The sequence below is a fragment of the Deferribacter autotrophicus genome (assembly GCF_008362905.1).
In the GTDB taxonomy this organism is placed as follows: domain Bacteria; phylum Chrysiogenota; class Deferribacteres; order Deferribacterales; family Deferribacteraceae; genus Deferribacter; species Deferribacter autotrophicus.
In genome coordinates, this window is the sequence record NZ_VFJB01000003.1 from 104,050 (window position 1) to 130,284 (window position 26,235).

20 protein-coding genes are annotated in these 26,235 nt (G+C 32.3%); 5 read left to right on the plus strand and 15 right to left on the minus strand.

Annotated features, from left to right (window positions below):
- Positions 1–143: 143 nt before the first annotated feature.
- The 11 genes from FHQ18_RS02560 to ilvA all read right to left on the minus strand — a co-directional run bounded on the left by FHQ18_RS02560 (position 144) and on the right by ilvA (position 16,354).
- A complete protein-coding gene (locus tag FHQ18_RS02560) occupies positions 144–1,592 on the minus strand; it encodes a tetratricopeptide repeat protein (protein WP_149265604.1) in 1,449 nt (482 codons plus the stop codon).
- Complete coding sequence (gene rsmG / locus FHQ18_RS02565; protein ID WP_149265605.1) at positions 1,507–2,145, minus strand: 16S rRNA (guanine(527)-N(7))-methyltransferase RsmG; 639 nt, start codon at positions 2,143–2,145, stop codon at positions 1,507–1,509. The genes FHQ18_RS02560 and rsmG overlap by 86 nt, the downstream gene beginning before the upstream one ends.
- The gene (gene mnmG / locus FHQ18_RS02570) at positions 2,120–3,994 is read right to left on the minus strand and encodes a tRNA uridine-5-carboxymethylaminomethyl(34) synthesis enzyme MnmG (protein ID WP_149265606.1); all 1,875 of its coding nucleotides are present in this window, start codon (positions 3,992–3,994) and stop codon (positions 2,120–2,122) included. Before mnmG ends, rsmG begins: the two co-directional genes overlap by 26 nt.
- 308 nt (positions 3,995–4,302) lie before the next feature.
- A complete protein-coding gene (gene mnmE / locus FHQ18_RS02575; protein WP_149265607.1) occupies positions 4,303–5,631 on the minus strand; it encodes a tRNA uridine-5-carboxymethylaminomethyl(34) synthesis GTPase MnmE in 1,329 nt (442 codons plus the stop codon).
- Positions 5,632–6,489, minus strand: coding sequence for a bifunctional methylenetetrahydrofolate dehydrogenase/methenyltetrahydrofolate cyclohydrolase FolD (gene folD / locus FHQ18_RS02580; protein WP_149265608.1), 858 nt, complete (start codon positions 6,487–6,489; stop codon positions 5,632–5,634).
- A gap of 2 nt (positions 6,490–6,491) precedes the next feature.
- The gene (gene gyrA, locus FHQ18_RS02585) at positions 6,492–8,900 is read right to left on the minus strand and encodes a DNA gyrase subunit A (protein WP_149265609.1); all 2,409 of its coding nucleotides are present in this window, start codon (positions 8,898–8,900) and stop codon (positions 6,492–6,494) included.
- 8 nt (positions 8,901–8,908) lie between these two features.
- The gene (gyrB, locus tag FHQ18_RS02590; protein ID WP_149265610.1) at positions 8,909–11,278 is read right to left on the minus strand and encodes a DNA topoisomerase (ATP-hydrolyzing) subunit B; all 2,370 of its coding nucleotides are present in this window, start codon (positions 11,276–11,278) and stop codon (positions 8,909–8,911) included.
- A 10-nt stretch (positions 11,279–11,288) separates the two neighbouring features.
- Positions 11,289–12,278 carry an AAA family ATPase gene (locus FHQ18_RS02595; RefSeq protein ID WP_149265611.1) on the minus strand — a complete coding sequence of 330 codons (990 nt, stop codon included), beginning with the start codon at positions 12,276–12,278 and terminating at the stop codon, positions 11,289–11,291.
- Positions 12,278–13,387, minus strand: a complete 1,110-nt coding sequence (gene dnaN, locus FHQ18_RS02600) for a DNA polymerase III subunit beta (RefSeq protein ID WP_149265612.1) — start codon at positions 13,385–13,387, stop codon at positions 12,278–12,280. Before dnaN ends, FHQ18_RS02595 begins: the two co-directional genes overlap by 1 nt.
- 443 nt (positions 13,388–13,830) lie before the next feature.
- Positions 13,831–15,162 carry a chromosomal replication initiator protein DnaA gene (gene dnaA, locus FHQ18_RS02605; protein WP_149265613.1) on the minus strand — a complete coding sequence of 444 codons (1,332 nt, stop codon included), beginning with the start codon at positions 15,160–15,162 and terminating at the stop codon, positions 13,831–13,833.
- Positions 15,155–16,354, minus strand: coding sequence for a threonine ammonia-lyase (gene ilvA, locus FHQ18_RS02610; RefSeq protein ID WP_149265614.1), 1,200 nt, complete (start codon positions 16,352–16,354; stop codon positions 15,155–15,157). The genes dnaA and ilvA overlap by 8 nt, the downstream gene beginning before the upstream one ends.
- Positions 16,355–16,408: 54 nt before the next feature.
- Here ilvA and FHQ18_RS02615 point away from each other — a divergent pair, with 54 nt between their 5' ends.
- From FHQ18_RS02615 to FHQ18_RS02635, 5 genes are all read left to right on the plus strand, one after another.
- Positions 16,409–17,167: an SDR family oxidoreductase gene (locus tag FHQ18_RS02615; RefSeq protein ID WP_149265615.1), complete on the plus strand. Its 759-nt coding sequence runs from the start codon at positions 16,409–16,411 to the stop codon at positions 17,165–17,167.
- 394 nt (positions 17,168–17,561) lie between these two features.
- Positions 17,562–18,455, plus strand: coding sequence for a helix-turn-helix transcriptional regulator (locus FHQ18_RS02620; protein ID WP_149265616.1), 894 nt, complete (start codon positions 17,562–17,564; stop codon positions 18,453–18,455).
- Positions 18,448–19,404 (plus strand): tungstate ABC transporter substrate-binding protein WtpA, encoded by a 957-nt coding sequence (gene wtpA / locus FHQ18_RS02625; protein ID WP_149265617.1) that lies wholly within the window; start codon positions 18,448–18,450, stop codon positions 19,402–19,404. Before FHQ18_RS02620 ends, wtpA begins: the two co-directional genes overlap by 8 nt.
- Before the next feature lie 237 nt (positions 19,405–19,641).
- Positions 19,642–20,646: an ATP-binding cassette domain-containing protein gene (locus FHQ18_RS02630; RefSeq protein ID WP_246798624.1), complete on the plus strand. Its 1,005-nt coding sequence runs from the start codon at positions 19,642–19,644 to the stop codon at positions 20,644–20,646.
- The gene (locus FHQ18_RS02635; RefSeq protein WP_149265618.1) at positions 20,630–21,403 is read left to right on the plus strand and encodes an ABC transporter permease; all 774 of its coding nucleotides are present in this window, start codon (positions 20,630–20,632) and stop codon (positions 21,401–21,403) included. Before FHQ18_RS02630 ends, FHQ18_RS02635 begins: the two co-directional genes overlap by 17 nt.
- Here the strand turns inward: FHQ18_RS02635 and FHQ18_RS02640 are convergent.
- Genes FHQ18_RS02640 through FHQ18_RS02655 form a run of 4 tightly spaced genes read right to left on the minus strand, consistent with a single transcriptional unit; the run spans position 21,395 to position 26,051 of the window.
- Positions 21,395–22,633: an EAL domain-containing protein gene (locus tag FHQ18_RS02640; RefSeq protein ID WP_149265619.1), complete on the minus strand. Its 1,239-nt coding sequence runs from the start codon at positions 22,631–22,633 to the stop codon at positions 21,395–21,397. The two genes, FHQ18_RS02635 and FHQ18_RS02640, sit on opposite strands and share 9 nt — an antisense overlap.
- 3 nt (positions 22,634–22,636) lie before the next feature.
- Positions 22,637–23,611, minus strand: coding sequence for an ADP-ribosylglycohydrolase family protein (locus FHQ18_RS02645; RefSeq protein ID WP_149265620.1), 975 nt, complete (start codon positions 23,609–23,611; stop codon positions 22,637–22,639).
- A complete protein-coding gene (locus FHQ18_RS02650) occupies positions 23,611–25,374 on the minus strand; it encodes a hypothetical protein (RefSeq protein ID WP_149265621.1) in 1,764 nt (587 codons plus the stop codon). The genes FHQ18_RS02645 and FHQ18_RS02650 overlap by 1 nt, the downstream gene beginning before the upstream one ends.
- Positions 25,371–26,051, minus strand: coding sequence for a TrmH family RNA methyltransferase (locus tag FHQ18_RS02655; protein ID WP_149265622.1), 681 nt, complete (start codon positions 26,049–26,051; stop codon positions 25,371–25,373). Before FHQ18_RS02655 ends, FHQ18_RS02650 begins: the two co-directional genes overlap by 4 nt.
- Positions 26,052–26,235 lie beyond the last annotated feature (184 nt).

Here is a 26,235-nt window from a genome sequence, read left to right on the forward strand (position 1 = left end):
GGTAGTAAAGTTTGAGTATATTTTACCTCTATAACCTTTACTACCATTACGAATATTTGCAACCATAAATAATCTCCAAATACCAAAAAACAAAAAATTGGTATATTATAAACAAATATTTATAATTCCTAAAGTTCACATGACTAATTTAATAGTCTTTCAATTCTTTTTTTACTTAATATTTTAAAAAACTCAAAATTCCTGTAAACCTTATTATCTTTTATCCCCACTATTCCACTTAAATATCTTTTCACGCCAAAAATATTATTCAATTCACCATCAATAAATGTAACAATATCGTAGCCTAAAACTGAATTAAAATCCCCTTTGCTATTATAAAAATCTTCAAATCCTTTAAAAAAATCTTTGCGTAATTTATCACATATTTCACAAATTGGAGCCACAATTATTGTGCCCTTGAAATATTCGTAAAAATTTTCATCAAGATATTCTTCTTTAAAGATGTCTGTTCCTATTATAACATTAATTAGTTCTGGATCCTTAGCATAATATTTCAACAATGGTACAAACTTGATACTTTCTTCAGAATTACCTAAAAACACGAAATAGTATTCAGTAGCATTATCATATTCATCATTAAAAGTTACGAAGAAATTTTTCAAAGCATCCATACTTGAATTAATAACTGTAATATTATCTTCAGCAATATTTAATTCATAATTAGTTATTACATAAAAATTGTATATATCATTTAATGCTAGATAATTTTTTATTTCTTCAAAAATTTCATTATAATCAATTCCAAAAAATACCTTATCTAATCTTTTTTTATCTAACAATTCTTCAGTTTTTTCATTAAAATACCATCTACCATCACAGTTTTCGCCAATTTCCGTTAAGTAATCCAGCTTATTTTTTTTGATATTGTACAAAATACCTTTTACTTCGTTACTATCAAAACTTTCAGTATTTAAACAGATTTTTTTCTCACTAAAAATTTCTTTTTTTCTCTCCTCTTTTTTTTCTTCGCTCTGATTATCCACAATCATATTTAAAATATCTGCAACTTTTTCTTTAATCTTAATTTCCTTTTCTTTTTCAATCTTCTTTATATCTCCTTTATCAGTTTTATTACTAAATTTTTTATTATAGACAGCTATGAGACAAGCATTACCTGTGAGATTTATCGGGTATTTTGAACAAATAAGGCTTGAAAGCCTATTTCTATTATTCATTTTTAACGCTTCTTTTAAGACATTATTAATTCTTTCTTTATTGTTCTCCTTTAAATATATATCAAAAAGCCACAACAATCTTGCGTATTCAACATCTTTATTTTCAATACCTTGAACATCTTCAAGAAGTTTTTTAGCTTTATTATATTTACCAACTTTGTAATAGTATCCACCTAACAAGACCTTCCCATTTATCTTGTCCTGTTTTCTCTCACTGGCAATTAATGCTTTATAAAAAGAAACATCATCTTTTGAAGGATTTTTTGTTATATAAAAAAGTGGAGTATAATCTTTTTTAACTTTAGTGACATCAATCTGTTTTTCTGGGACACAGGCTATAATCATTACGATAAATGATAGTATAAGTCCTTTTAAAAGGCTCTTCCATCCTGACATATTCAACCCTCATATCGTTTTTGTTTATAAACTTTTGAACATTTTTAATTTCTTCATCCACTTTTTCACCTTTATAAAAAAGAAAACACTTTGTTTCACGTGAAACATTCCTTGTCCATTTAAAAAGTTTGTCAACCGTTGCCACCCCTCTTGCAGTAATAAAATCTGGATAAATATTTCTCATATTTTCACATCTATCATTTATAACTTCTACATTCTTTAACCCAAGTTCTTTTGTTGCAACCCTTAAAAAATCAGCTTTCTTTTTAATACTTTCAACAAGGATGATATTTCTATCTGGATATAAAAGTGCTATTGGAATCCCAGGAAAACCACCACCAGAACCGATATCTATAAGTAATTGAAAATTTAGATTATAAATTTTAAAAATATATAGACTATCTAGATAATGCTTTATATAAAAATCATCATAATCCTTGATTGCAGTTAAATTTATTGGCGCATTTTTATGGATTTCATAAAAATAATCTAATAACTCTAACAGATTTTCATTATCAAAATAACTTTTAAATATTTCTTTTCCGCTTTTCATCTTCAATATAAATATGGAGAAGTGATATGGCTGCAGGAGTCACACCTGGAATTCTAGATGCCTGCCCTAATGTTTTAGGCTTAATCTTTGTAAATTTCTCAACAAATTCCCTTCTAAACCCTTTAATTTTTGAATAGTCAATATCATCAGGAATCCTAACATCCTCAATTTTACTAAAACGTTCTACCTCTAACAACTGCTTCTTTATATACCCTTCATATTTAGCTGTAATTTCCACTTGTTCTGCAACCCTTTCGTTTTCAACACCACCCCAAAATTTTCTTATCATTTTATAATCAACTTCTGGTCTTTTCAGCAAATCGTACAAAGTCACAGGGTTTGTTAGCTTCACATTATACTTCTCTAACAAACTTTGAGTTTCTTTATCTGGCCTTACTTTTATTGATTTTAACCTATCAATTTCTTCCTCTAGCATCTTCTTTTCGCTCAAAAACCTTTTATATCTACTTTCTTTGATTAATCCGAGTTTATAACCGTGTTCAAGCAATCTATATTCTGCATTATCCTCTCTTAAAAGAAGTCTGTACTCACTCCTTGAATGAAAAACTCTATAAGGTTCATCCACACCTTTAGTCACAAGATCATCGATCATCACACCAATGTAACTTTCATCTCTACGCAAAATAAAATCTCTATTATCATAAGATAACACGGCATTCACTGCAGCAACAAACCCCTGCCCTGCAGCTTCCTCATAACCTGTTGTTCCATTAATCTGGCCTGCGAAATACAGCCCTTTAACTTTTTTGGTTTCAAGGGTTGGATAAAGCTCTGTAGGTTGCACAAAATCATACTCTATGGCATAAGCAGGTCTAATTAGCTCCACTTTTTCAAGTCCCTTTACAGACCTATACATACTGATTTGAACATCTATAGGAAGGGATGAAGAAAATCCGTTTGCATAAATTTCTCTGCTATCAAGCCCCTCAGGCTCTAAAAAAATTTGATGTCTAGTTTTATCAGGAAACTTTTTTACCTTATCCTCTATTGATGGGCAATATCTTGGGCCAATCCCTTTAATTACACCAGCATAAAGCGGTGATCTGTGCATATTCTCTTTAATTATTTGATGAGTCTTTTCATTCGTATATGTAATATAACATGATATTTGAGGAAGTTTTGGACTATCATTTTCAAAGGAAAACATTTTAGGCTCTTTATCCCCTGGCTGCTCCTCAAGTACAGAAAAATTTATTGTTGCAGCATCAAGTCTCGCGGGTGTCCCGGTTTTCAATCTTTCTAGAGTAAACCCAATTCGTTTCAAAGCTTCTGCCAGATCTACCGATGCAAATTCATTGGCCCTACCTGCCGGATATCTTTTATCTCCAATATGTATAAGCCCGTTTAAAAAAGTACCGGTTGTTAATATCACCTTTTTTGATTTAAAAAATAACCCGTAATCTACAACTACTCCCTGAACTTCTCCATTTTCAACCAGAATATCTGTAGCAACCCCTTGCTTCACATCAAGATTTTGCTCATCCATCAATACAGAAATCATTCGTTCTCTATACAGTTTTTTATCAGCTTGGGCCCTTGAACTTCTAACAGCAGGACCCTTCTTTTTATTTAAAACCTTGAACTGTATTCCGGTATCATCAATATTTTTCGCCATTTCACCGCCAAGAGCATCAAGCTCTTTGACAATATTCCCCTTTGCAAGTCCACCAATGGCTGGATTGCAGCTCATCTGAGCTATGGTTTCCACATAAATTGTAATTAATAGAGTTTTTGCGCCCATCCTTGCTGCGGCGAGAGCAGCCTCGCAACCAGCATGACCTGCACCAACTACAATCACATCATAGCTTTTATCATATACAAGATTCATCACACACCTTCCATTGTTTCACGTGAAACATTATTTAGTTGCCACCTAAAATTGCATCCGCATGACAACTTGGTGATTAGACCCACTGTGCCTCCTAGCATCACAATCATCATTGTAATTCGCCCTTCTCCACCCGTCAATTCGCCCAATAGCGATCTTGTTAATATTTAAATCCAGCACCCTCACAATGGTGCCTGATCCTTGCAATGACTTATTTACAGTCATCATAATATATTTTCTGTTTATTAAATTAACTAACCTATTTTTTTAACAAATTCTTATGATTATTTACACTTAAAAAATGTTAACTACTTACCAATACAAAATTTTGTAAAAATATTTTTTAAAATATCTTCTGTGTAAATTTCACCTGTAATTTCTGAAATCTTATTTAAACAATAATGTAAATCCACCGCCAGAATATCAAGTGTTCTCTTTTCAAAATTCTCTTTTACACCAATTATAACATCAAGAATTTCTTCAAATACAAATTTTTGTCTTTCATTCAAAATCATCCCGTTTTCGCCACCCAACGAAACAAGATTTTTTATCCTCTTTTCAATTATCTCAAATAGTTGCTCAACACCCTCACCTGTTTTAACAGAAATTTCCACATCACAGTCAAACTCGATTTTTTTCTTATCAACTTTATTTCCAATTATAACTACCTCTTTATTTTTTACCAGTTTCATAATTTCTTCATCCATATCGTCAAGCTCATCACTTAAATCAAAAAGAGCTAAAATAATATCAGCCTCACCAAGCTTCTTTTTTGAAAATTCAATCCCTATTTTTTCCAACTGATCTGCTGACTCTCTAATCCCTGCTGTGTCTATAAGTTTTATAGGATACCCTTTTATAAAAATTTCTTCTTCTATTATATCCCTTGTTGTTCCAGGTATTTCAGAAACAATTACCCTGTTTTCCCTTAGTAAATAATTCATTAAAGATGACTTACCTACATTTGGTTTTCCCACAATCGCTATCTTTACACCTTCACTGTTATACCTGTTCATTTCAAACGATTTTATCAAAAATTGCAGATTTTTTATAACATCATCAAGTTTATTATAAACATATTGAAGCTCATAATCCCCTAAATCTTCTTCAGGAAAATCCACATATGCCTCAACAACACTCAACAGATCAATAAGATTGTCCTTAATTATACTCAACTGGGATTGTAACCCTTCTTTCAATTTTTTAAAGGAAGCATGGATTCCTGTAATTGATCTGGATTCTATCAATTCATAAACGGCTTCAGCCTGCACAAGATCGATTTTTCCATTTAAAAACGCTCTTTTAGTAAACTCACCAGGCTCTGCCAATCTGATACCCAATTTGAAAATATCTTGTAATGCATTCTGCACGATTAAAGGATTGCCATGAAAAGAGATCTCCACCACATCTTCACCGGTATAAGAGTTTGGCCCTTTGAAAAAATAAAAAACACAATCATCTTCTACATTTTCTGAGATAAATTCACCATGATAAACATATCTATATTTTAAATCTTGCAAAGGCTTGCCATTTACATAAAGATATTTTTTTATATCGAAGGCTTTCGAACCTGATATTCTGATTGTTATTACAGAACTTCTAAATAAAGGTGTAATAGGTGCAACAATTGTGTCCATCTAACCTTTTATACCAATTTTACGTTCAAAAGAGAGCAATGTATTGTATAAAAGCATTGCAATTGTCATAGGACCAACACCACCAGGCACAGGAGTTATGTATGAGCATTTATCCTTAACATTTTCAAAATCAACATCGCCGCATACTTTCTCACCCACTTTACATATACCCACATCGATTAAAACCGCTCCTTCTTTCACCATATCCTCAGTTATCAGTTTATGTTTTCCCACAGCAGTTATGAGAATATCCGCCTGTTTTGTTTTCTCTTTTAAGTTTTCAGTATAAATATGGCAAACCTGAACAGTGGCATTCATATTCAAAAGCATAGAAGCAAGAGGTTTTCCTGTAATATTACCGGCCCCTACAATTACAACATCCTTACCGCAAACATCTATTTTATACTCTTCCAAAAGTTTTATAATACCAAGGGGAGTACATGGAGAAAAAAGAGGATTTCCTCTTACCAGCTTTCCTATATTATAAGGATGAAAGCCATCCACATCTTTATTATAATCTATGGCCTCAATAATTTTAAATTCATTAATATGCTTAGGTAACGGTAACTGCACAAGAATACCGTCTACCATAGGATTCTCATTCAACATCTGTATAACATAGATCAACTCTTCCTCTGAAACCGATTCGCTCATTCTGTGATTAATAGAGTAAATACCGGCCTGTTCACAGGCCTTTGTTTTCATTTCCACATAAAGTTTGCTGGCAGGATCGTTCCCCACAAGTATAACTGCAAGTCCAGGAACTTTTTTGTATTCCTGCTTATATTTCAAAACCTTATCTTTTATTTCATCTTTAATTTTTGACGCAACAAGCTTTCCATCAATTAACTGAGCCATTTTTACCCCTCTTTTATAACATCAAAAGAAATTATTTCATCGTCTAATCCCATAAGTTTTACGCCCTGAGTATCACGACCTAATATAGGAATATCGGATACAGATAGCCTAATAATTTTGGATGATTTTGAAATAAGCATTACATCATCTTCCATTTTCACCTGTTTTGCACCCACTATCAATCCTGTCTTTTCAGTTACTTTAGAAAGTTTTATCCCTTTACCACCCCTTGATTGAACTCTATAATCAGTAACAAGGGAGCATTTTCCGTACCCTTTTGAAGTAACGGTAAGTATAAGGGGATCTCCTTTAATAACTTCCATAGATACCACTTCATCGTCTCTCACAAGCTCTACACCTTTCACACCTGTGGCAACTCTACCCATATTACGTACTTCATTACTGCTAAATTGAATACATTTACCTTTTCTAGTGGAAATAAATATAAAATCATCTTTAGAAGTCAAAGCCGCTGCCACAATCTCATCATTTTCCCTCAGCTTCAATGCAATGATACCACTTCTTCCACTACTGAATGCATCCAATGAAGTCTTCTTCACAACCCCTTTCTTTGTACACATAAATATATAGTTTTCTTTATCAAAATTCTTTGTAGAAATTATTGCAGCTACTTTTTCATCGTTTTCAAGATTTATTATATTTGCAATATACTTACCTTTAGCATCTCTTGCTAATTCTGGTAAATCGTAAACTTTCAGATAGTGAATTCTTCCTTTGTTTGTAAAAAACATTAAAGTAGAATGATTTGTAGTTACAATAATATCTTTAATAAAATCCTCTTTCACTTTACCGGCACCTGTTTTACCTTTGCCACCTCTTTTTTGAGACCTGAAATTAGTCAAAGGTGTCCTTTTTATAAACCCTTGATAAGAAAGTGTTACCACCACTTCATCATCAGGAATGAGATCCTCTATGTTTATCTCTTCGGTACTACTTACAATTTCTGTCCTTCTTTTATCACCGTAATTTTTCTTAATTTCTAAAAGTTCTTCCTTTATTATCCCCATTAAAACCTTATTGCTTTCCAAAATTGATTTATAAAACTCAATATTTTTTAAAGTCTCTTTATATTCATTGTTCAGCTTTTCTATCTCAAGTCCTGTTAGTCTTTGCAGTTTCATATCAAGAATCGCTTGAGCCTGCTTTTCTGAAAGATTAAATCTATGTATAAGCTTTTCTTTTGCCGTAGCAGTATCTTTTGAAGATTTTATTAAAGCCACTACTTCATCTATGTTTTGAACGGCAATAATCAACCCTTCAAGGATATGTAATCTATCCTCTGCCTTCTTTAGAAGATACTTAGTTCTTCTAATAACAACAATCTTTCTGTGATTTAAAAACTGCTCTAGCATCTCTCTTAAGGTGAGAGTTTTAGGCCTTTTGTCCACAATCGCCACTAAATTAATTCCAAAGGCAATTTCCATCTGAGTGTATTTATAAAGATGATTTATTAAAATATCTGGATTTTCTCCTTTTCTCAGTTCGATTACCACCCTTATACCATCTCTATCCGATTCATCCCTCAAATCGGTAATTCCGCTTATCTTTTTATCCCTAACCAGTGTGGCAATCTTTTCAATCAAGTTTGCCTTATTTACTTGATAAGGGATTTCGGTGATTACTAGATATTCCTTACCTGTTGTGGTTATTTCCTTTTTTACCCTCGCTCTTACTTTGATTACCCCTCTACCGGTTTTATAAGCTTTTATAATCTCATCTTTTCCGTAAATAATACCATAAGTTGGAAAATCAGGTCCTTTAATAAAACCTAACAAATCATCATCGGTATAATTAGGTTCGTCTATCATATAAACAAGAGCATCAACTACTTCTGACAAGTTATGAGGCGGTATATTTGTGGCCATACCCACAGCAATACCACTTGTGCCGTTTATAAGCAAATTAGGTATTCTTGTAGGCAAAACCACAGGTTCATTTAAAGAACCGTCATAGTTTGGAGCAAAATCAACTGTATCCTTATCGATGTCAGCAAGCATCTCCTCGGCAATTTTTGTCATCCGCACTTCAGTATATCTCATTGCAGCTGCAGCATCACCATCCACTGAACCAAAGTTACCTTGACCGTCCACCAAAGGATACCTGAGAGAAAAATCCTGAGCCATTCTTACAAGAGTATCATAAACTGCAGCATCACCATGAGGGTGATATTTACCGATCACATCCCCTACGATTCTTGCGGATTTTTTATACGGTTTGTTATGTAAAACCCCCATTTCATGCATAGCATAGAGGACTCTTCTGTGGACAGGCTTTAATCCATCCCTAACATCAGGTAAAGCCCTTCCCACAATTACACTCATTGCATAATCAAGGTAACTATCTTTTAATGAATCTTCTATGTTGATATCAATTATACCTTTTTCCTTCATCAGCCCCTCTAAATATCAAGATTTTTCACATTTAAAGCATTTTGTTCAATAAACTCTCTTCTTGGTGCAACCACATCCCCCATTAACAGGGAAAATAGCTCATCTGCAGCCTCTGCGTCCTCAACCCTTACTCTATAAAGAACCCTTCTTTCAGGATCCACAGTTGTTTCCCACAACTGTTGAGGGTTCATCTCACCAAGACCTTTATACCTCTGCACATAAACCCCTTTTAAACTTATCATTTCAAAATATTCCATCATTTCATCATAGTTATCAAAAACTTTTATTTCATCACCAACTTTTACTTTAAACGGTCTGTTACCCAATGGCTTTATTTTAAGAAAATTTCTCTTTAACTCTTTAAACTCTGGAGAATCCACAAATTCACTGTTTATTGTAAGTCTTTCATTACCTTTTTGCAGTATTATATTGTACTTTTCATATTCCGGATTGTAATCCACATAAGCCTTATCATAACCATCAAACAGATTTTTTTCTTTTAACTCATTAAAAAGAGTATCCACAAATATTTTATCAGATAATTTTTCTTTAACTAAATCTTCAATGCTAGCAAGGGAATTTACAAGTTCTCTGGTATATCCTTTCTTTAAATACTTGCTTCTTATATTGATATATCTCTTCAACCCTTTTAAAATTTCATAATATCTTGTTTTTGGTATCCCTTCAAATTCAATATTATCCACAATATTTTTAATTACAAAATCTTCCATTTCCCTTTCGTCATGGATATATTTTTCCATTTTCCCTTTTTTAATCTTATACAAAGGTGGTCTTGCAATATACAGATACCCTCTATCAATAATTTCTTTCATATACCTGTAAAAGAATGTCAAAAGGAGTGTGGTAATGTGAGCTCCGTCCACATCGGCGTCTGTCATTATAATAATTTTTTTGTACCTGATTTTGTTTATGTCAAAACTTTTGTTTCCAATTCCTGTTCCAAGAGCTGTAATTATTGCCTTTATTTCATCATTTGAAAGAATTTTGTCAAATCTCGCCTTTTCAACATTCAATATTTTACCTTTCAATGGCAATATAGCCTGAAACCTTCTATCCCTACACTGTTTTGCAGAACCTCCAGCAGAATCACCCTCCACTATAAAAAGCTCTGCCTTGTCAGGATCCCTTTCCTGGCAATCCGCAAGTTTTCCTGGCAGGGTTGATATCTCAAGGGCATTTTTTCTCCTTGTAAGCTCTTTTGCCTTTCTTGCAGCTTCCCTAGCTCTATATGCTTGAATAGCTTTTTCCAAAATTATTTTTGCATAATCGAGATGCTTTTCGAAAAAATCAGGCAAAAAGCTGTTCATTACCGACTCAACGGCGGTTTTTGCAATAGTTGAACCCAGTTTACCCTTTGTTTGACCCTCAAATATCGGATCATGCAATCTGACAGATATAATAGCCGAAAGACCTTCTCTTATATCATCACCTGTTAAAGAAATTTTTTGCTTTAAAATACCACTTTTTGTAACAAAATTGTTAAAAATTCTTGTGTATGCATTTTTAAAACCTACTTCGTGGGTTCCACCTTCTTCTGTATGAATGTTATTTACAAAGGATATGATATGTTCGCTGTATCCATCGTTATATGTAAATGCTACCTCCACCATCACATCTTCGAATTTGCCACTGACATAGACTGGTTCTTTTAAAAGGGTGTTTTTATTTTTGTTTAGATATTTTACATAGCTTACAATTCCACCTTCTGCATAAAATTCCTGTTTTTTATCGTTCCTTTCATCTGTAAACGTAATTCTTACACCCGGATTGAGATAAGCAAGTTCTCTAAATCTCCTTTGTAGTATTTCATAGGAAAATTCGATTTCTTCGAAGATTTCTGGATCTGGTTTAAACCTTATTTTAGTACCTGTTTTATCAGATTTACCAATCTGTTCAAATTTTGCAACAGGTTTTCCTTTTTCATACTTTTGGTAGTAGACTCCACCATCTCTTTTTACAGTGACCTCTAAGTATTCACTTAAAGCATTAACCACAGATACCCCTACACCATGCAAACCACCAGATGCATAATACGCACCTTTTTCAAATTTACCACCTGCATGCAAAGTGGTCATAACCACTTCCACAGTGGGTTTTCTCATTGTGGGGTGGATACCAATAGGAATACCTCTACCGTCGTCTTCGATTGTTACACTGTTGTCTATATGGATTGTTACAGAAATGTTTTTACAGTAGCCTGCTGTAGCTTCATCAATGGAATTATCCACCACTTCATAAATGAGATGGTGTAGACCTCTGTGGTCCACAGATCCAATATACATACCAGGTCTTTGCCTTACAGCCTCAAGACCTTCTAAAACTTTAATACTGCTTTCAGTGTAACCCTTTTCTTTCATTATTCACCTTTCATAAATTAATTAAATTTATGTTTTTTATGTATTTTTTTTCTACGCCAGTTATGATTAGCTGGTTTTCAGAAAAAAGCTCATAAAATGTTTTTACTCGCCCTTCATCCAATCCCGTTTCAAAGTCATCTAAAAGAACTATTATATCATCTTTTTTGTTTTCTTCAATAACTTTAAGAGATGAATATACAGTAAATATAGAAAGTTCTTTTTTCTGTCCAAAAGAGAGCAAGTTTTCCACATTTTCACCATCTTTGTTGATAATTTTGATTGTTTGTGAATTTGAACTGAGATAGTTTTTATTTGTAATTTTTTCTTTTTGTATAAGTTTTGATATATCTTCCTGAAAAATTTTAAAGCTAATATGCTTCAATGTGTTGTAATTTCTTATCTTTTCGTTAATTGAATCAAGCAATCTTTGTCTGTAATTGAACATTTTCTCTAGTAAATCAATAAGCATTTCGTTGTATATTTTAATACTTTTATAATCGCTGTAATTGATTAAAAGATTTCTTTTTTGTTCAATCAGTCTGTTATGGTTTTTTAACAAAGTCCTATACTCTTTATTTATAAAAAATAAGATTTTGTCAATAAATATGAGTTTTTTTCTATTACTTTTGTCTGTTAATCCTTCGTAATATGGTGAATGCACTATAAGTGGGAAATCGGAGATTATATCTTGTAGTTTTTCAATTTTTTTTCCGTTCATTAAGTGTGATTTTTGTTTTTTTTCAATTTTGAGAAGAAATTTGTGATCTAAATTATGTTTTTCAAATAGTGTGCTTATAATGGAGTATTCTTTATTTAACGTGATGATATCAGTTATTTTATTGGTTCTGAAACTTTTTCTGCTTATTGAAGCTAAGATTGCTTCTAATATGCTGGTTTTACCTGCTCCGTTAATTCCAGCAATGTAGTTTTTTTTTTCAAAATAAAATTTTTTTTGTGTATGGTTTCTGACGTTTTCTACATAAAGTTCTTTTAAAATCATTAAAGCTTGCGTTCTATCGATATTGGCGTAAGGAGGTATCTATACCAGTCTTCATCTGGAAAAATGAGAACTGGATTTTTTCTTCCTACAAGCTTGATTATAAAGTATTCTGTGTCTATATGGTTTAGTACGTCTATTACATGTTTTGTGTTAAGGATAATATCCATTGGTTCATTTTCGTATTCTATACCATCAACGGATTCATAACCTTGTCCGTATTCTGTTTCAAGACTGTAGATATCGAGCTGATTATGGTTGAATGAAAAAACAGCGGCATGGGTGATATCACTTGTAAGTGTTGAAACCCTTTTGACAGAATCAAGTATTCTCTCTTTAGGAAGTCTTACGCTCACTTTGTATTCAATGTTGAAAAGTTTGTTTAAACTTGAGATATATTTTTCAATCAGTTTTGTGAAAATTGTTATATTGCCGATATTAAAGATTGCCTGCTTTCTGTCTGTTTCAATAGAAACGAATTCGTCTAAATCAAGGAGTTTTATTAATTCTGTAATTGTTTTCTTTGGAATGTTTATGGTAAATTCGTCTGAGAACTCTTCTTCGAATGTTGATTCTGTTATACCGATTTTTTGGAAATCAGCTGCTGATAATTCAAGTTTATTGCCAAAAACTTTAAAATGGCCGCCTGTATATTCAAGTTTTGAATGATCATTTGATATGCAAAATTGTATTTTTTCAAGCATTTTTTTCAATTCTTCGGATTTAAGTCTTATGAAATATTCTGGAGTTATATCTGATATTGTTGGAAAGTGTTCAGGTGGCAGTGTTGAGAGGGTAAATTTTGATTTGCCACTTTTGATAATGAATTTGGATCCAGTGAATTCTGCATCTATGATGCTACCGTCTGGAAGCTCTTTTAGAATTTCTGCGAATTTTTTTGCTGGAATTGTTGTTGTACCTGTTTGTTCAATTTCGGCTTCAAATCTTCCTGTAAATGCAGTTTGTAAGTTTGTGGATTTTATGGTTATTTCGTTTCCTTCAGCTTCTATGTATAAATTTTGTAGAATTGTGCTTATATTTTTAGATGTTGTGAAACTATTTGCATATTGAACTATGTTTACAATATCGTTTTTCAAACATTTGAACTTCATTATTATTCTCCTAACTTATTTAAAGATAGTAATAATAGTAATATAGTATTTTGGAATTGTTTACAAGTGGAAATTTGTTTTAGTTTTAAGTGTCTTAAGTTATATTTTAAATGTTGAAAAGAGAATTATATATGTTGAAAGATATCCACTTTTCCACATAACAATTTATGTACAAAGTTGTGAACACGTTTGACACAACATTTTGAACATTTTGTTTTTTCAATATGCTCCATATTGACCGACTTAGATTTGAAGTCCTAATGTCGATAAAACTAGGATTTGCCGAGTATAATTTCAGTGACTTATTTGCTAATTGATCTAATTAAAGTTGTATAGATATAGCTTTGGATGAAATGTTGAAATTTTAATCTTAGTTTTTAAAAGAGGAATTCACAAATTCTAAATAAAGAGAAACCTGATAATTATTCAAGAATTGTTTGCGATTATTCGTAAAGCGCTTTTTCAAGGATTTTGATTATTTCTTTTAATTCTTTTTCTTTTTTAATCTTTTTTTCTATAGAATTGATGGAATGTAATACAGTGGAATGGTCTCTCCCACCAAAAATCTCACCGATTTCATTTAGTGAACAGTTTAATTTTTCTCTCATAAGATACATGGCAATCTGCCTTGGATATGCGATGCTTTTAGTTCTTTTTTTAGATTTTAACTCACTTAATTTTACATTGAAATATTCACAAACGACTTTCAATATTGTATCAAAAGTTATTATTTTATCTTTTTTTATCAGGAACTTATCAAGAGTTTTTTTTGCAAGTTCAATTGATATTGGTTCACCATTAAATGATGAATACGCAGATAATCTTATTAACGCACCTATCAATTCCCTAACATTGTCACTTTTCAAATTTTCAGCAATGAAAAGGGCTACTTTTTCATCAAGAGGGATATTCATTTGCTCTGCCCTCTTCATGAGAATGGCTGTTTTCTCTTCTACAGATGGTGGTTGAATATCAGCTATTAAGCCCCAGGCAAAACGACTCTTTAGCCTTTCTTCCATCTCTGGAATTTCATCTGGGGTTTTATCTGATGTAAGTATTATCTGCTTTTGAGAATCGTATAGTGAGTTGAATGTATAGAAAAACTCTTCTGTACTTCTCTGTTTTCCTGCTAAAAACTGAACATCATCGAATAAAAGTACATCAATCTTTCGATATTTTTCCCTGAATTCATCCATCTTTTTAGATTTTAAGGATGAAATCATTTCGTTTGTAAAGTTTTCACTTGAAATATATAGCACTTTTAATTTTGGAAATTTTTCAAGTAGTTTATTACCAACAGCGTGCATTAAGTGAGTTTTACCAAGCCCTACACCACCATAAATAAATAGTGGATTATAGGTATGAAAGTAACCTTCAGAAACAGCTAGACATGCTGCATGGGCAAAGTTGTTGGAATTACCTACCACAAAATTGTCAAAAGTATATTGTTTATTCAAATTGGATGTGAAAACATCTACCGTAACAGCTGAAGATACTGTATGTGTGACTGTTTTTTTCTGTTTTTCAGATAGTTTTGTAATTACTTGAATTGTTTGTGCTTCAATTGAGAGGGATTCATTGAAAATCTTTTTAATTAAAGGAAGATATTTTGTTTCAATCCAGTTTTTATAAAATTTATTTGGTGCTATGAGTTGGATGAAATCACCCCTCAATTCACCAACTTTTATTGGTTTAAGCCATGTATTAACAATTTGTTCAGAGAGATGATTTTTTGCTTCCTTTAAAACTTCTTCCCAGATTTTCTCGCTACCCATTTGCCCTTGCCTCAAAACCAGCTCTGTTTAATTCTGATATGATCTTTTCAATATGGTCAAACCCTTTTGTTTCAAGGTCAAAAATAACCTTTGTATAGTTTACTGGTAGATTTGCGTCAAATCTGTGATGTTTTATATCGAGAATATTTGCCTGAAGTGAAGCTATAATTCCTGTGACAGCGGATAAAGAACCGGGAGCATCCTTCACATTTACGGTTATCTGACAGTATCTTCCAGTGGTGACCATACCTTTGTTTATAATTCGTGATATTAAATTCACATCAATATTTCCACCGGAGATTATAACAACTGTTGTTTTGTTTTTCACATTAACTTTATTGCTCAAAATGGCTGCGATACCTACTGCACCGGCTCCTTCAACAACCAATTTAGATTGTTCAATAAGCTGCAGTATAGCATAAGCTATTTCATCGTCAGATACGGTAATTACATCATCGACGTGACTTTCACATATTTCAAATGTCATATCTCCCACACGCTTTACAGCAATTCCTTCTGCAATGGTGGCAGAAGATGAAAGTGTTACTACTTTTTTACGCATATGGGAATAATACATACCTGCTGCATTATCAGCTTGTATTCCTATAATTTTTGTATTGGGACTAACATGCTTTACATAAGTGGCAATGCCAGAAATTAAGCCACCCCCACCTATAGGGACTAAAATCTGGTCTATTTCAGAAAGTTCATTTAATATTTCGTATCCAATAGTCCCCTGTCCAGCAATGACATCTTCGTCTTCAAAAGGGTGTATCAGAAAAAGATTCTCTTTTTTGGATAGTTCAACCGCTTTATTATAGGCATCATCATAGCTTTTACCGTGTAGAACAACCTTTGCTCCATATTTAGAAGTATTCAATACTTTTATCAGAGGTGTTATCTCAGGCATAACAATTGTGGCTGGTATATTTAAAAGTTTTGCACCAAAGGCGACACCTTGAGCGTGGTTACCAGCAGATGCTGCAATAACGCCATTTACGCATTTTTCTCTGTTTTTGAGCATACAGTTTAAAGCGCCACGGATTTTGAATGAACCTGTTCTTTGAAGGTTTTCAAGTTTTAAATAAATATCACCCTCTTTTAACTCACTGAAAATGTTAGAGTAATAAAGAGGGATATTTTTTATAAAACTCTTGATTCTTTCATGAGCTTTGATAATTTCTCTATACATAGTATATCTGTTATACATTAAGAAAGGAATTAGTCAACTTTTTTGGAGGTTATTATGAATTATAAAGCACTTGTGACATCAGGAAGTAAAGGGCTTGGAAAAGCTGTTGTGGAAAAGCTGGTAGAAAATGGAATAAAAACCTTTTTCACATCATCATCTAATGAAAATATTATTAATGTTGAGAAAGAGTTAGGAGAAAGCACCGTTGGTGTTAAATGTGATATTTTTGAAGATAAAGATGTGGAAAACTTGTTGAAAATTGTTGAAAATGAGGAATTTGATATCCTTGTAATAAATTCACCAGGTCCTAAAGCTGGAGTGGTTTTTGAGATTACACCCGATGATTGGAAATCCCATTTTGATTCTATATTTTTAAATCCTGTAAAAATAATGGAAAAATGTGCAAAGATTATGATGAAGAAGAATTATGGAAGAATTCTGGTTATCACAAGCGTTTCTGTGAAAAAACCGATTGATAATCTTCTTATTTCAAACTGTTTAAGGGCAGCTCTTACAAGCTATGTGAAATCTTTGGCAAAAAAAGTGGCACCTTTCGGTGTAACTGTAAACACTATTGCACCTGGTTATACACTTACTGATAGAGTAAAGTTTTTAATTGAAGATAGAATGAAAAGGGAGAATAAAGAATATAAAGAAGTTTATGACAGTATTGCCAGTATGATTCCTGCAAAAAGAATTGCAGATGTAAAAGAATTTGCTGATGCAGCCTATTTCCTCGTTTCGAAAGAAGCTTCATATATTACAGGTACATCTTTAATTGTGGATGGAGGTCTTACCGAATATCCATTTTAAATGGAGAAGTAGGAAAATAGATAAAAGGGGAGATAGAGAAATAGTAAGGAAGGGTAATGGAAAGTTCAATGTTCAAAGTTCAAGGTTCAATGTTCGAGGTTCAAAGTTCAAGGTTCAATGTTCGAGGTTCAAAGTTCAAGGTTCAATGTTCGAGGTTAAGGTTGAGGTTAAGGAGATAAATTTCAATCATCACTCTTACTCCCCTTTTTACGCTTTTTACACTATATTATAACATTGTCCCACTTCTATAGGGAACAATAAGCTCTAATTCCCACTTATTTATTTCCTTATTTTCCTATTTCTCTACCTTCCCGTTTCCTTAATTTCTCTCAGTTTATCAACTATTGTTATTTTTTGTTTGAAAAAGTAATTATTTTCTGATAAATCCATTGTTATGGAAAATAAAGACTTGTTAACTGCAAAAGAGGTAGCTGAGTTACTAAATATCAATGAAAAGAAAGTTTACGTTTTAGCTCAAAGTGGAGTTTTGCCTGCTACGAAAATTACCGGTAAATGGCTTTTTCCAAAAGAAGAGTTGCTTGATTATATCAAATTGAGTTCTCTTAGTAATATTTCTGATACAAGCTTAAAAAATTTGTTGGAAAAGAAAATTATTTTAATTTCAGGATCAGATGACTTTTTACTTCCATTTATTTTTGAGAAATATTTCAAAGAAACTTTGAATAGGATCTTTTACAGCAATGTGGGAAGTAAAAATGGTATTGAAGATTTAATATATCAGCGGGCTCATATAGCTTTTTCGCATCTTTATGATTTTGAAAAAAACGATTTTAATATTCCTTATTTAAAAAGTAAAAAAATTGCAAATGAATGTGTAGTTGTAAATTTGTTTTTTAGAGAAGTGGGTTTTGTGTCAGACAGTTTATATGAGAATCTAGAAGAGTTTTATGAAAATGGATTGAAATTGATTCAAAGACAACCGGGATCAGGTATCCGGATATTGCAGGATGAAATGATAAAGAAAGAAGGGTTAAATCCAATAGATCTTTTTGATGAAAGGGTTGTGAATACTCATCTGGAAGTGGGGATGCTTGTGAAAGAGAATAAACAGCTTTTTGGTATTACTACAAAATCGGTGGCCAATTTCTTTAATCTGAATTTTGTCAAAATCTTTGATGAACGTTTTGATATGATTTTACTTAAAAAGTTTTATTTCAACCATGAAATTCAAAATTTTCTAGAATTTATCAGAGAGAAAGCATTTAAAAATTTACCAATCACAGACGGATATAATTTTAAAATAAGCGGGAGGATAGTTTATGGTTAAAAAAGTCTTCATAATGTTTTTGTTAGTTTCAGCCATCAGTTTTGCCAAGGAGAAAATAATCATTTTTCATGCCGGTAGTCTTAGTGTTCCTTTTGCGCAGCTTGAAAAAGAGTTTGAGAAGAAATATCCCCAGTATGATGTGGTTAGAGAGGCAGCTGGCAGCAGGGCCTGTGCAAGAAAAATCACAGAACTTAAAAGACCGGCAGACATTATGGCAAGTGCAGATTACAAAGTGATCGATAATTTACTTATTCCAGAGTATGCAAAATTTAATATTCACTTTGTTACCAACGAAATGGCTATTGCTTATACGGAAAAATCAAAATATGCCGATGAAATAAATGCCCGTAATTGGCCTGAAATTCTTTTAAGAAAAGGTGTAAAAGTTGGGCATTCTAATCCAAACCTGGATCCATGCGGTTATAGGAGCATGCTTGTGGCTAAACTTGTTGAAAGATATTATGGAATAAATGGTTTTTTTGAGAAACTTTTTGGATATGGTGAAAGTTATGAAAATGGAGAGGAAAATAAAAAGAAGGTGGTTGTGAGACCAAAGGAGACGGATCTCTTAGGGTTGCTTGAAGCTCATGCCATAGATTACCTCTTTATTTATAAATCGGTGGCAAAACAGCACGGTTTGAAGTTTTTAGAATTGCCAAAGGAAGTATCTCTTGGTGATAGCAAATTGGCTGATTACTATAAGAGTGCAACATTCAAAATAACAGGCAAAAAACCTGGAACCTGGATTGTAAAGAAAGGTGCTCCCATGGTTTATGGTATTACCATTGTAGAACATGGAGATAAATTGCCTTTAAATAAAGAAGGTGCTGTAAAATTTATTAAATTTTTGCTTTCTGAAAAAGGGAAAGAGATAATGGAGAGGAACGGACAGAAATTTATAGAGCCATCTGTGATAACCGGAGATGCAAGTATTTTGAATAGTGAATAAACCTGGCATCAATGAGTAGATGGGTAGATGAGTGAAACGGAAATCGTAATTCGTAAACCGTGAAACGATGCGTAAAAGGGTTTAAGGTTCAATGTTAAAAACTAGGTTAAGGCTTAGGTTCAGGTTATTTACCCTTACTGCCTGTACAACCCTTATTACTCATACAACCTTTACAACTTATTAATAAGAAATGAAGCGGTGCTAGTTTAATTGAGCTTGGAGAAATGGTGTGGTTTGATGAATAATGTGTTAGTTATAGAGAATCTTTTTGTAAAAAAAGAGGATTTTGAGTTAAAAGTTGATAAGCTGTCCATTGGTGAAAATGAGTATTTTGTCCTGCTCGGAAAAACGGGCAGTGGCAAAACAATGCTTCTGGAAACGATTGCAGGTTTTAATAGAGTGAAAGGGGGGGAGATTTATTTTAAAGGTGAAAAAATCACAAATCTTGCTCCCGAAAAAAGAGGTTTTGGTTTTGTATATCAGGATTTTGCACTATTTCCCAATCTAAAAGTAAAAGAAAATATTCTTTTTTCCGTTAGATATAGAAAAACCAAAAAATTTAAAGATATTTTTGATGAAATTGTGGAATTTTTACAACTTGAAAGTTTATTGAATAGAGATGTTCAACACCTTAGTGGAGGGGAAAAGCAGAGGGTTGCCATAGCAAGAGCATTGATGTCAAAACCTAAAATGCTTCTACTTGATGAGCCTCTCAGTGCAATTGATCCTTCATTTCGTTATGAAATTATGGAATATTTGAAAAAAATTGTACCAAAATATGGTATTTCGGTGATTCATGTGACTCACAATTTCAGAGAAGCGGCATATCTGGCCGATAAGATGGCAGTAATTTTGGATGGAAGAATAGTTGAATATGGAGATGCACATGAGATTTTAAATAGACCGAAGTATCTGGAGACAGCAAAATTTTTAGGTTTTAAAAATATTCTGCCATCATCATTGATTGATAAGAGGATGAAAGGGTATTTTACAGTTGATCCCACACAAATTGTTCTTGGTAAAAATCCTGAAAAAGAGATTTCCATTAAATGTGTAGTAGATGAAGTTGTTCCTTTTATCGATCATAAAAAGATTTATTTAAGTTATGGCAGATCGAAACTGTTTGTGAAGGTTAATGGTGATTTAATGAATTCAAATATTGCAGAAGGGGATGAGGTTTTTATAAATTTTGAAAGAAAAGATATATCCTTTTTGAAAGAGAGAAATGAAATTGAAGATTAATAAAGCTGTTTTTATCATATTTAGTGCGGTTATTGTTTTTTTTCTTGCTTTTCCAGTAGTCAAGCTGTTTTACACCAACGGTTTTTTTAAAATTATTAAGACTATCTCAGAAAAAGAGGTATTTGATTCCATTGTTTTAACCTTTAAAGTCTCTTTTTATGCCACTCTTTTTGTATTTTTTACTGGAGTACCCCTTGCATATATAATTGCAAGATATGATTTTTTTGGTAAATCGGTTATTGAAGGGGTTATCGATATTCCCACAATGATACCACACACGGCTGCAGGGATTGCGTTACTTGTAGCCTTTAATAGCGGATTTTTTGCTAAGGTTTTTGATTTTTTGGGAATACAGATGATTGATAGTAAAATAGGGATTATGTTTGGCATGATGTTTTTGTCTGCCACTTATCTGATTAATGGGGCAAAAGAAGGGTTTAAAAAGGTTGATGTGAAGTATGAGTATGTGGCAAGGACGCTTGGTGCAAGCTGGTTTTCCGCCTTCGTAAGAGTTGTACTACCTAATGCTAGAAGGGACATTGTAAATGGAATGCTTATGATGTGGGCAAGGGGGCTTGGTGAGTTTGGTGCTGTTGTGATAATTGCTTATCATCCTATGATAGCACCTGTTTTGATATACGACAGGTTCAATAATTTTGGACTAAAATATTCTGCACCTGTTGCAGCAGCCATGATAATGTTTTCTTTGGTTATTTTTATCATTGTAAGATTTTTAAATAATCGTAAATCAGGTTAAAAACTTTTTTGGTACTTCAGGTTTTGAGAGATAAAACCCTTGAGCATAATCAAATCCCAATTTGTTGATAAGTCTGAGTTTTTCAGCTGAATCTATACCTTCACCAATTATCGCGATATTTCTAAATAGTGAAAGTTCTGTTATAGACTTTAAAAGGTATCCTGTAATTGGATTATTTTTGACATTTTCTATTAACTCCTTATCTATTTTTAGAAAATCAATTTGAAGAGATGTAAAAACGTTTAAATTTGAATAACCTGATCCAAAGTCGTCTATGGCAAACATTAAATTATATTGTTTTTTTAATTGCCTGAAAGTTTTATTAATTTCATCGAACTTTGCAAGTTCGGATATTTCTGTTAATTCAATACAAATTTCACTAGTGTTAAGCCCTTTATTTTTATAAGTATCAAGAATTGAAGTAATCATATCAACATATTGGTAAAAATATTCAGGGACTATGTTGAAAAAATAGATTCTATGGTCGTTTGTATCAATTTTATATTGGAGTGCTTTATTGATTATTACCTCATCACTTTTCATGTTAATTTTAAAATATGTAAAAATATCTATAAGTTGAGATGCGTCATAAATTTTATTGTTATGACAAACTCTTGTTAAAACCTCATAACCAAAAATCTTGTTTGAATTTAAATCATAAATCCCCTGAAATGCTGGTACAAGGTGTTTGTCAAAGTTTACATCGTAAATGAAATCGATAAATGTTTTTAGTTTTTCAAATATAGGAGATTCTGTTTTGTCAAAATAATAAATACCTTCTAATTCCTTTGATTTAATGAATCTTGAAAACATAATTAAATAGTCAATAGCTTCATTTAAATTCTGAATATCATTTGGATAGTGAATTACTGCAATTCTATAATAAAGTTTAATCTTTAAATTTTCGCTTAAGAATATGGGTTTATCAAGCTCTTCTTTCAAATATTTTAATTTCTCTATGCAATTATTTTTGTTACCTTTTAAAAAGAGTATAAAATCATCAGCATAGATGTTTTCAACAAAATCTTCATCTGTAAGGTTAGATAAAAGACGTTCGGATACTATTTCCAATAGTTTATTAGTAATATTAAATCCATATTTAAATCCCAAAAATGAAAAATTATTTATATCTATGTGGACAATACAACATTCATGTTGTGATAATTTTTTTAAATACCTGCTTCTATTGGTGTGTAACTTACTTTTTATTTTTGGTATTAACGCATGCATTAATTATCCTAAGAATTGATTAATACTATTGTAATTTATTATTGTAGTATTGTAAACATATTTTAAAAAGCGATCAGGAATGTTATCAATGCCATATATGGCACCTGCTATTGCTCCTGTAACAGCACCTATGGTATCACTATCACCACCAATATTGATGGCCTTTAGAATAGCTTCTTCAAAGCAACTTGATTCCATATTGATCCAGATGGCTGTCTGCAACGTAGTAACGCAGTATGGTGTTGTAATGTAAATGGAAGGTTTTTCAAAAATTTGGTTAATGTCTTCAATCAAGTTTATAAATTGTTCCTTTATTTTGAAAAGGGCATCAGATAAGGAGTGATTGTTGATAATATATTTAAGAAGCAGATTATAGATACTGTTTGTGAATAAGGCTATGGGGTGAGCATGAGTTACAGATGCAGATTCAGCTGATGCTTCTATTAACTCCTTATCTGTTTTATCTAGATAATAAACGGTAATAATAGATGAGCGCATTAAGGCACCATTACCGTTTGATAGTCTATCCTTTGGTGCGACACCTGTTTTTAATGCTGTATAGGTTGTCCTTCCAATTCCTATAGCCTCGCCTGTGGCAGAGTATGTGCCATTATAAAACCATTTCAGATAGTGAGTTCGTTCGTTTTCTTTATCAACCTTACCCTTTTCGGATAAAGAAGTGGCAAGGGCAAGTAGCATAGCTGTATCATCGCTCCATTCACCTGGATTCAAGTTTAGGTGCCCGCCACCTATGATGTTTTTCTGAAACTCACCTTCAAGTTTGACCGGAGGGTATGGTTTTAGCACACCAAAACTGCCTTCTTGGGTGATTCCAAGCATATCTCCGATTATATTGCCGGCGATCATACCAGAAATCTTTGATTTTCTTTCCTTTTTAAGCTCTTCAAATACCGTCTGGGTTTCTCTCTTTTGCATGCAATCAGCTACTTTTTCATAGTTTTCATTTATAAAACACATCAATTATTTTTTCCCACAGTCAAAATACCATTTTTAAGCTGCAGTGCAGAATCGCCAAAAAATAATGGAGCAAACCTCATTCCTGTAATTATTGGAGTATCGGTTAATGCTGCATACTCCATGAGATATGAATAAATGGGTGCTGATTCCACAATTATACCCTTTGCTTTAGTGGCTTTGAGTAATAGAGGTAATGGAATGGCTTTTGAAAAGATGAAATCTGTGTCAGGTTCGTCATTAACGCCTTTTAGATAAGAAACTTTCCCAGAAATTTCCTTTTCAAAGAAAATTAAAGTGGAAAAGGTGGTTGTTTCTTTGATTTTTGAAATCATATTTGTGACTATATTGTGGATTTGTGGAATATCTTCTTCATAAATTTCATTTGGAACTATTTGCATGGAATATCTTTCAAACTGCCATATTTTGAAACAGTAATTAAACAAATAATTGGCATAAAAATTATCACTATAGATGTCAAAAAATTCTTTGAAATCGAAATTATATGGGGAGATTCCCTTTTTTAGTTTATGATTTTCTACGAGTTCATCTTTTTTGCTTTCAATGATATTTTTTACCTTATCTAAGACATCATTGGCAAAAAGAATTGTTTTATCCTTTATATCAAGGAGTTCATGAATTTCTGAGATTGCCTGCATAAGTTTCTTTTTTTTCAAAATTAATGCAATTTTAGGAAAGTACTCTTTTAAAAGTGTATCCAAATCAAATGAGTTTTTTTCATATAGCTTAGAAAAATTGATTCTTTCATAGGAAAAATCAAAAAATGGATAGAGATTTTGATTACTGAATAGCAAAGTTGATTCTCTTGAAAGATAAATCACTTTTAAAATTTTTGAAATATCAGGTTGGATTTTGTAAAGGGTTGCAAAGGCATTGTTGAATCTGAAAAAGAAAATAAAGAAAATAGCAGATAAATTGGCAATGGCAGTGAATAAAGTATCAAGAAAATTTTCAAAATTTAGCTCATCGAGGGAGGCCTTTGCATCATTAAAGTAACTTTCAAAGTTTATATCCTTTATCATAGAAAGATCATACTCTTTGAATTTTATTTTTTTCAGTTTTAGAAAAAGATGGGGTGCATAATTTAGCAGATAGAAATGGTCATTTCCTTTTAACGTTCTAAAAATCATGTCAAGATTATTCATATTTATAAAGGGTTTTCCAAATATGTGTTTTATGGAAGGCTCAAAAGTTTTTATATCATTTTCTGCAAAAAGTGGGTTTATGACATTTTCAAAGATTTTGAAGAGGGAAGCTGAAAAAGGGGATGTAGTTTCGGGTAGCAGATATGAGAAAAAGTTGTTTGAGTAAATAGTGTTTCCTTTTATAAGTCCATCATGAAAAAGTGAGTATTCTACATGTGTAAGTGGAGGAAATGGTAAAAAATCACGCTTATCAAAATATATCGATGGCTTTGGAATACTTTTGCATTGTAATAGATATAAATTTTTATCATCAACTCCTGCATCGATTTCTATGTGTTCTAAATAGTCTCTTTCAAAGGATGTGATAATTTCTGCAATCTTTGTGTAAAAAGTTTTTGAAAGAGTGTTTTCCCCTTTTATCTCCTTAACAAAGTTTTTGTAAGTTCCTTTTATCAAGACAGTTTTGAAATTTTTTCCTTCAACTGTTATGTAGCCAAAATTTCCTTTGTAGCTATTTACAATTTTAAAAGTTTTTTGGATATTTATTGAATCATTAATTTCATGGAATCCGCATTTGACAAGTGTCTCTTTCAGATTCATTGTTTCCCCTTGAAAAAGTGATAAAAGACAATGGCTGATGACTGAGAGACATTGAGTGAGTCGATTTTACCGTCCATCTCAATTTTAAATGTGGTGTGCGCACGTTTTAAGACATTGGGTCTGATCCCTTTTTCTTCCGAGCCTAAAATGATGCAATTTCGCTCAGTGGTATAAATTTCTGAGAGTGTTTTTTTGCCATCCACATCAGCAGCTGAAATAAAAAATCCCACCTCAAGCAATCTATCAAGGGTTCTTGCAATATTAGTAACCTGGACGATTCTGGAATAGATAAGACTGCCTGCACTTGCTTTAAAAACGGCTGCAGTGACAGGGCATTGATTATTTTTTGCCACAATAAAATAGGTTATACCGAAGCAATGGCCTGCTCTTATGATAGCACCGAAATTTTGTGGATCCTGAATCTGATCAAGGACAGCTATATTTTTTTCTAGAATCAAGTCATCATATACTTCATCAAAATCGTAATATCTAAAAGAGATTTCTGCTGCCACAGATTGGGCAGATTTAGGGAATTTTTTATCAAAAATTGCTGCGGGTAAAATTTCGTAAGGGATATTTTCATCAAATTTTAAACAAATTTCGTCTCTGAAAATAAGCTTTTTTACTTTTTTGATTTTCAAAGCTTCTTTTACAGGGTTTTTACCATAAATTATCATAGTGTCCAATAACTCCTTTCACGCAAAACTCAGGAGGCTTTGCCCCCTACCCTTCAATGGTAAAACGGTTTCAATTTCCTTGCAACAAAAAAGCAAGTTTTATTTAACCTTTACTCAAAGTTTCATAAAGTTTGACAAAAAAAGCAATTTGTTTATTGATTTTTTGAAATTATTGTTAGCATTT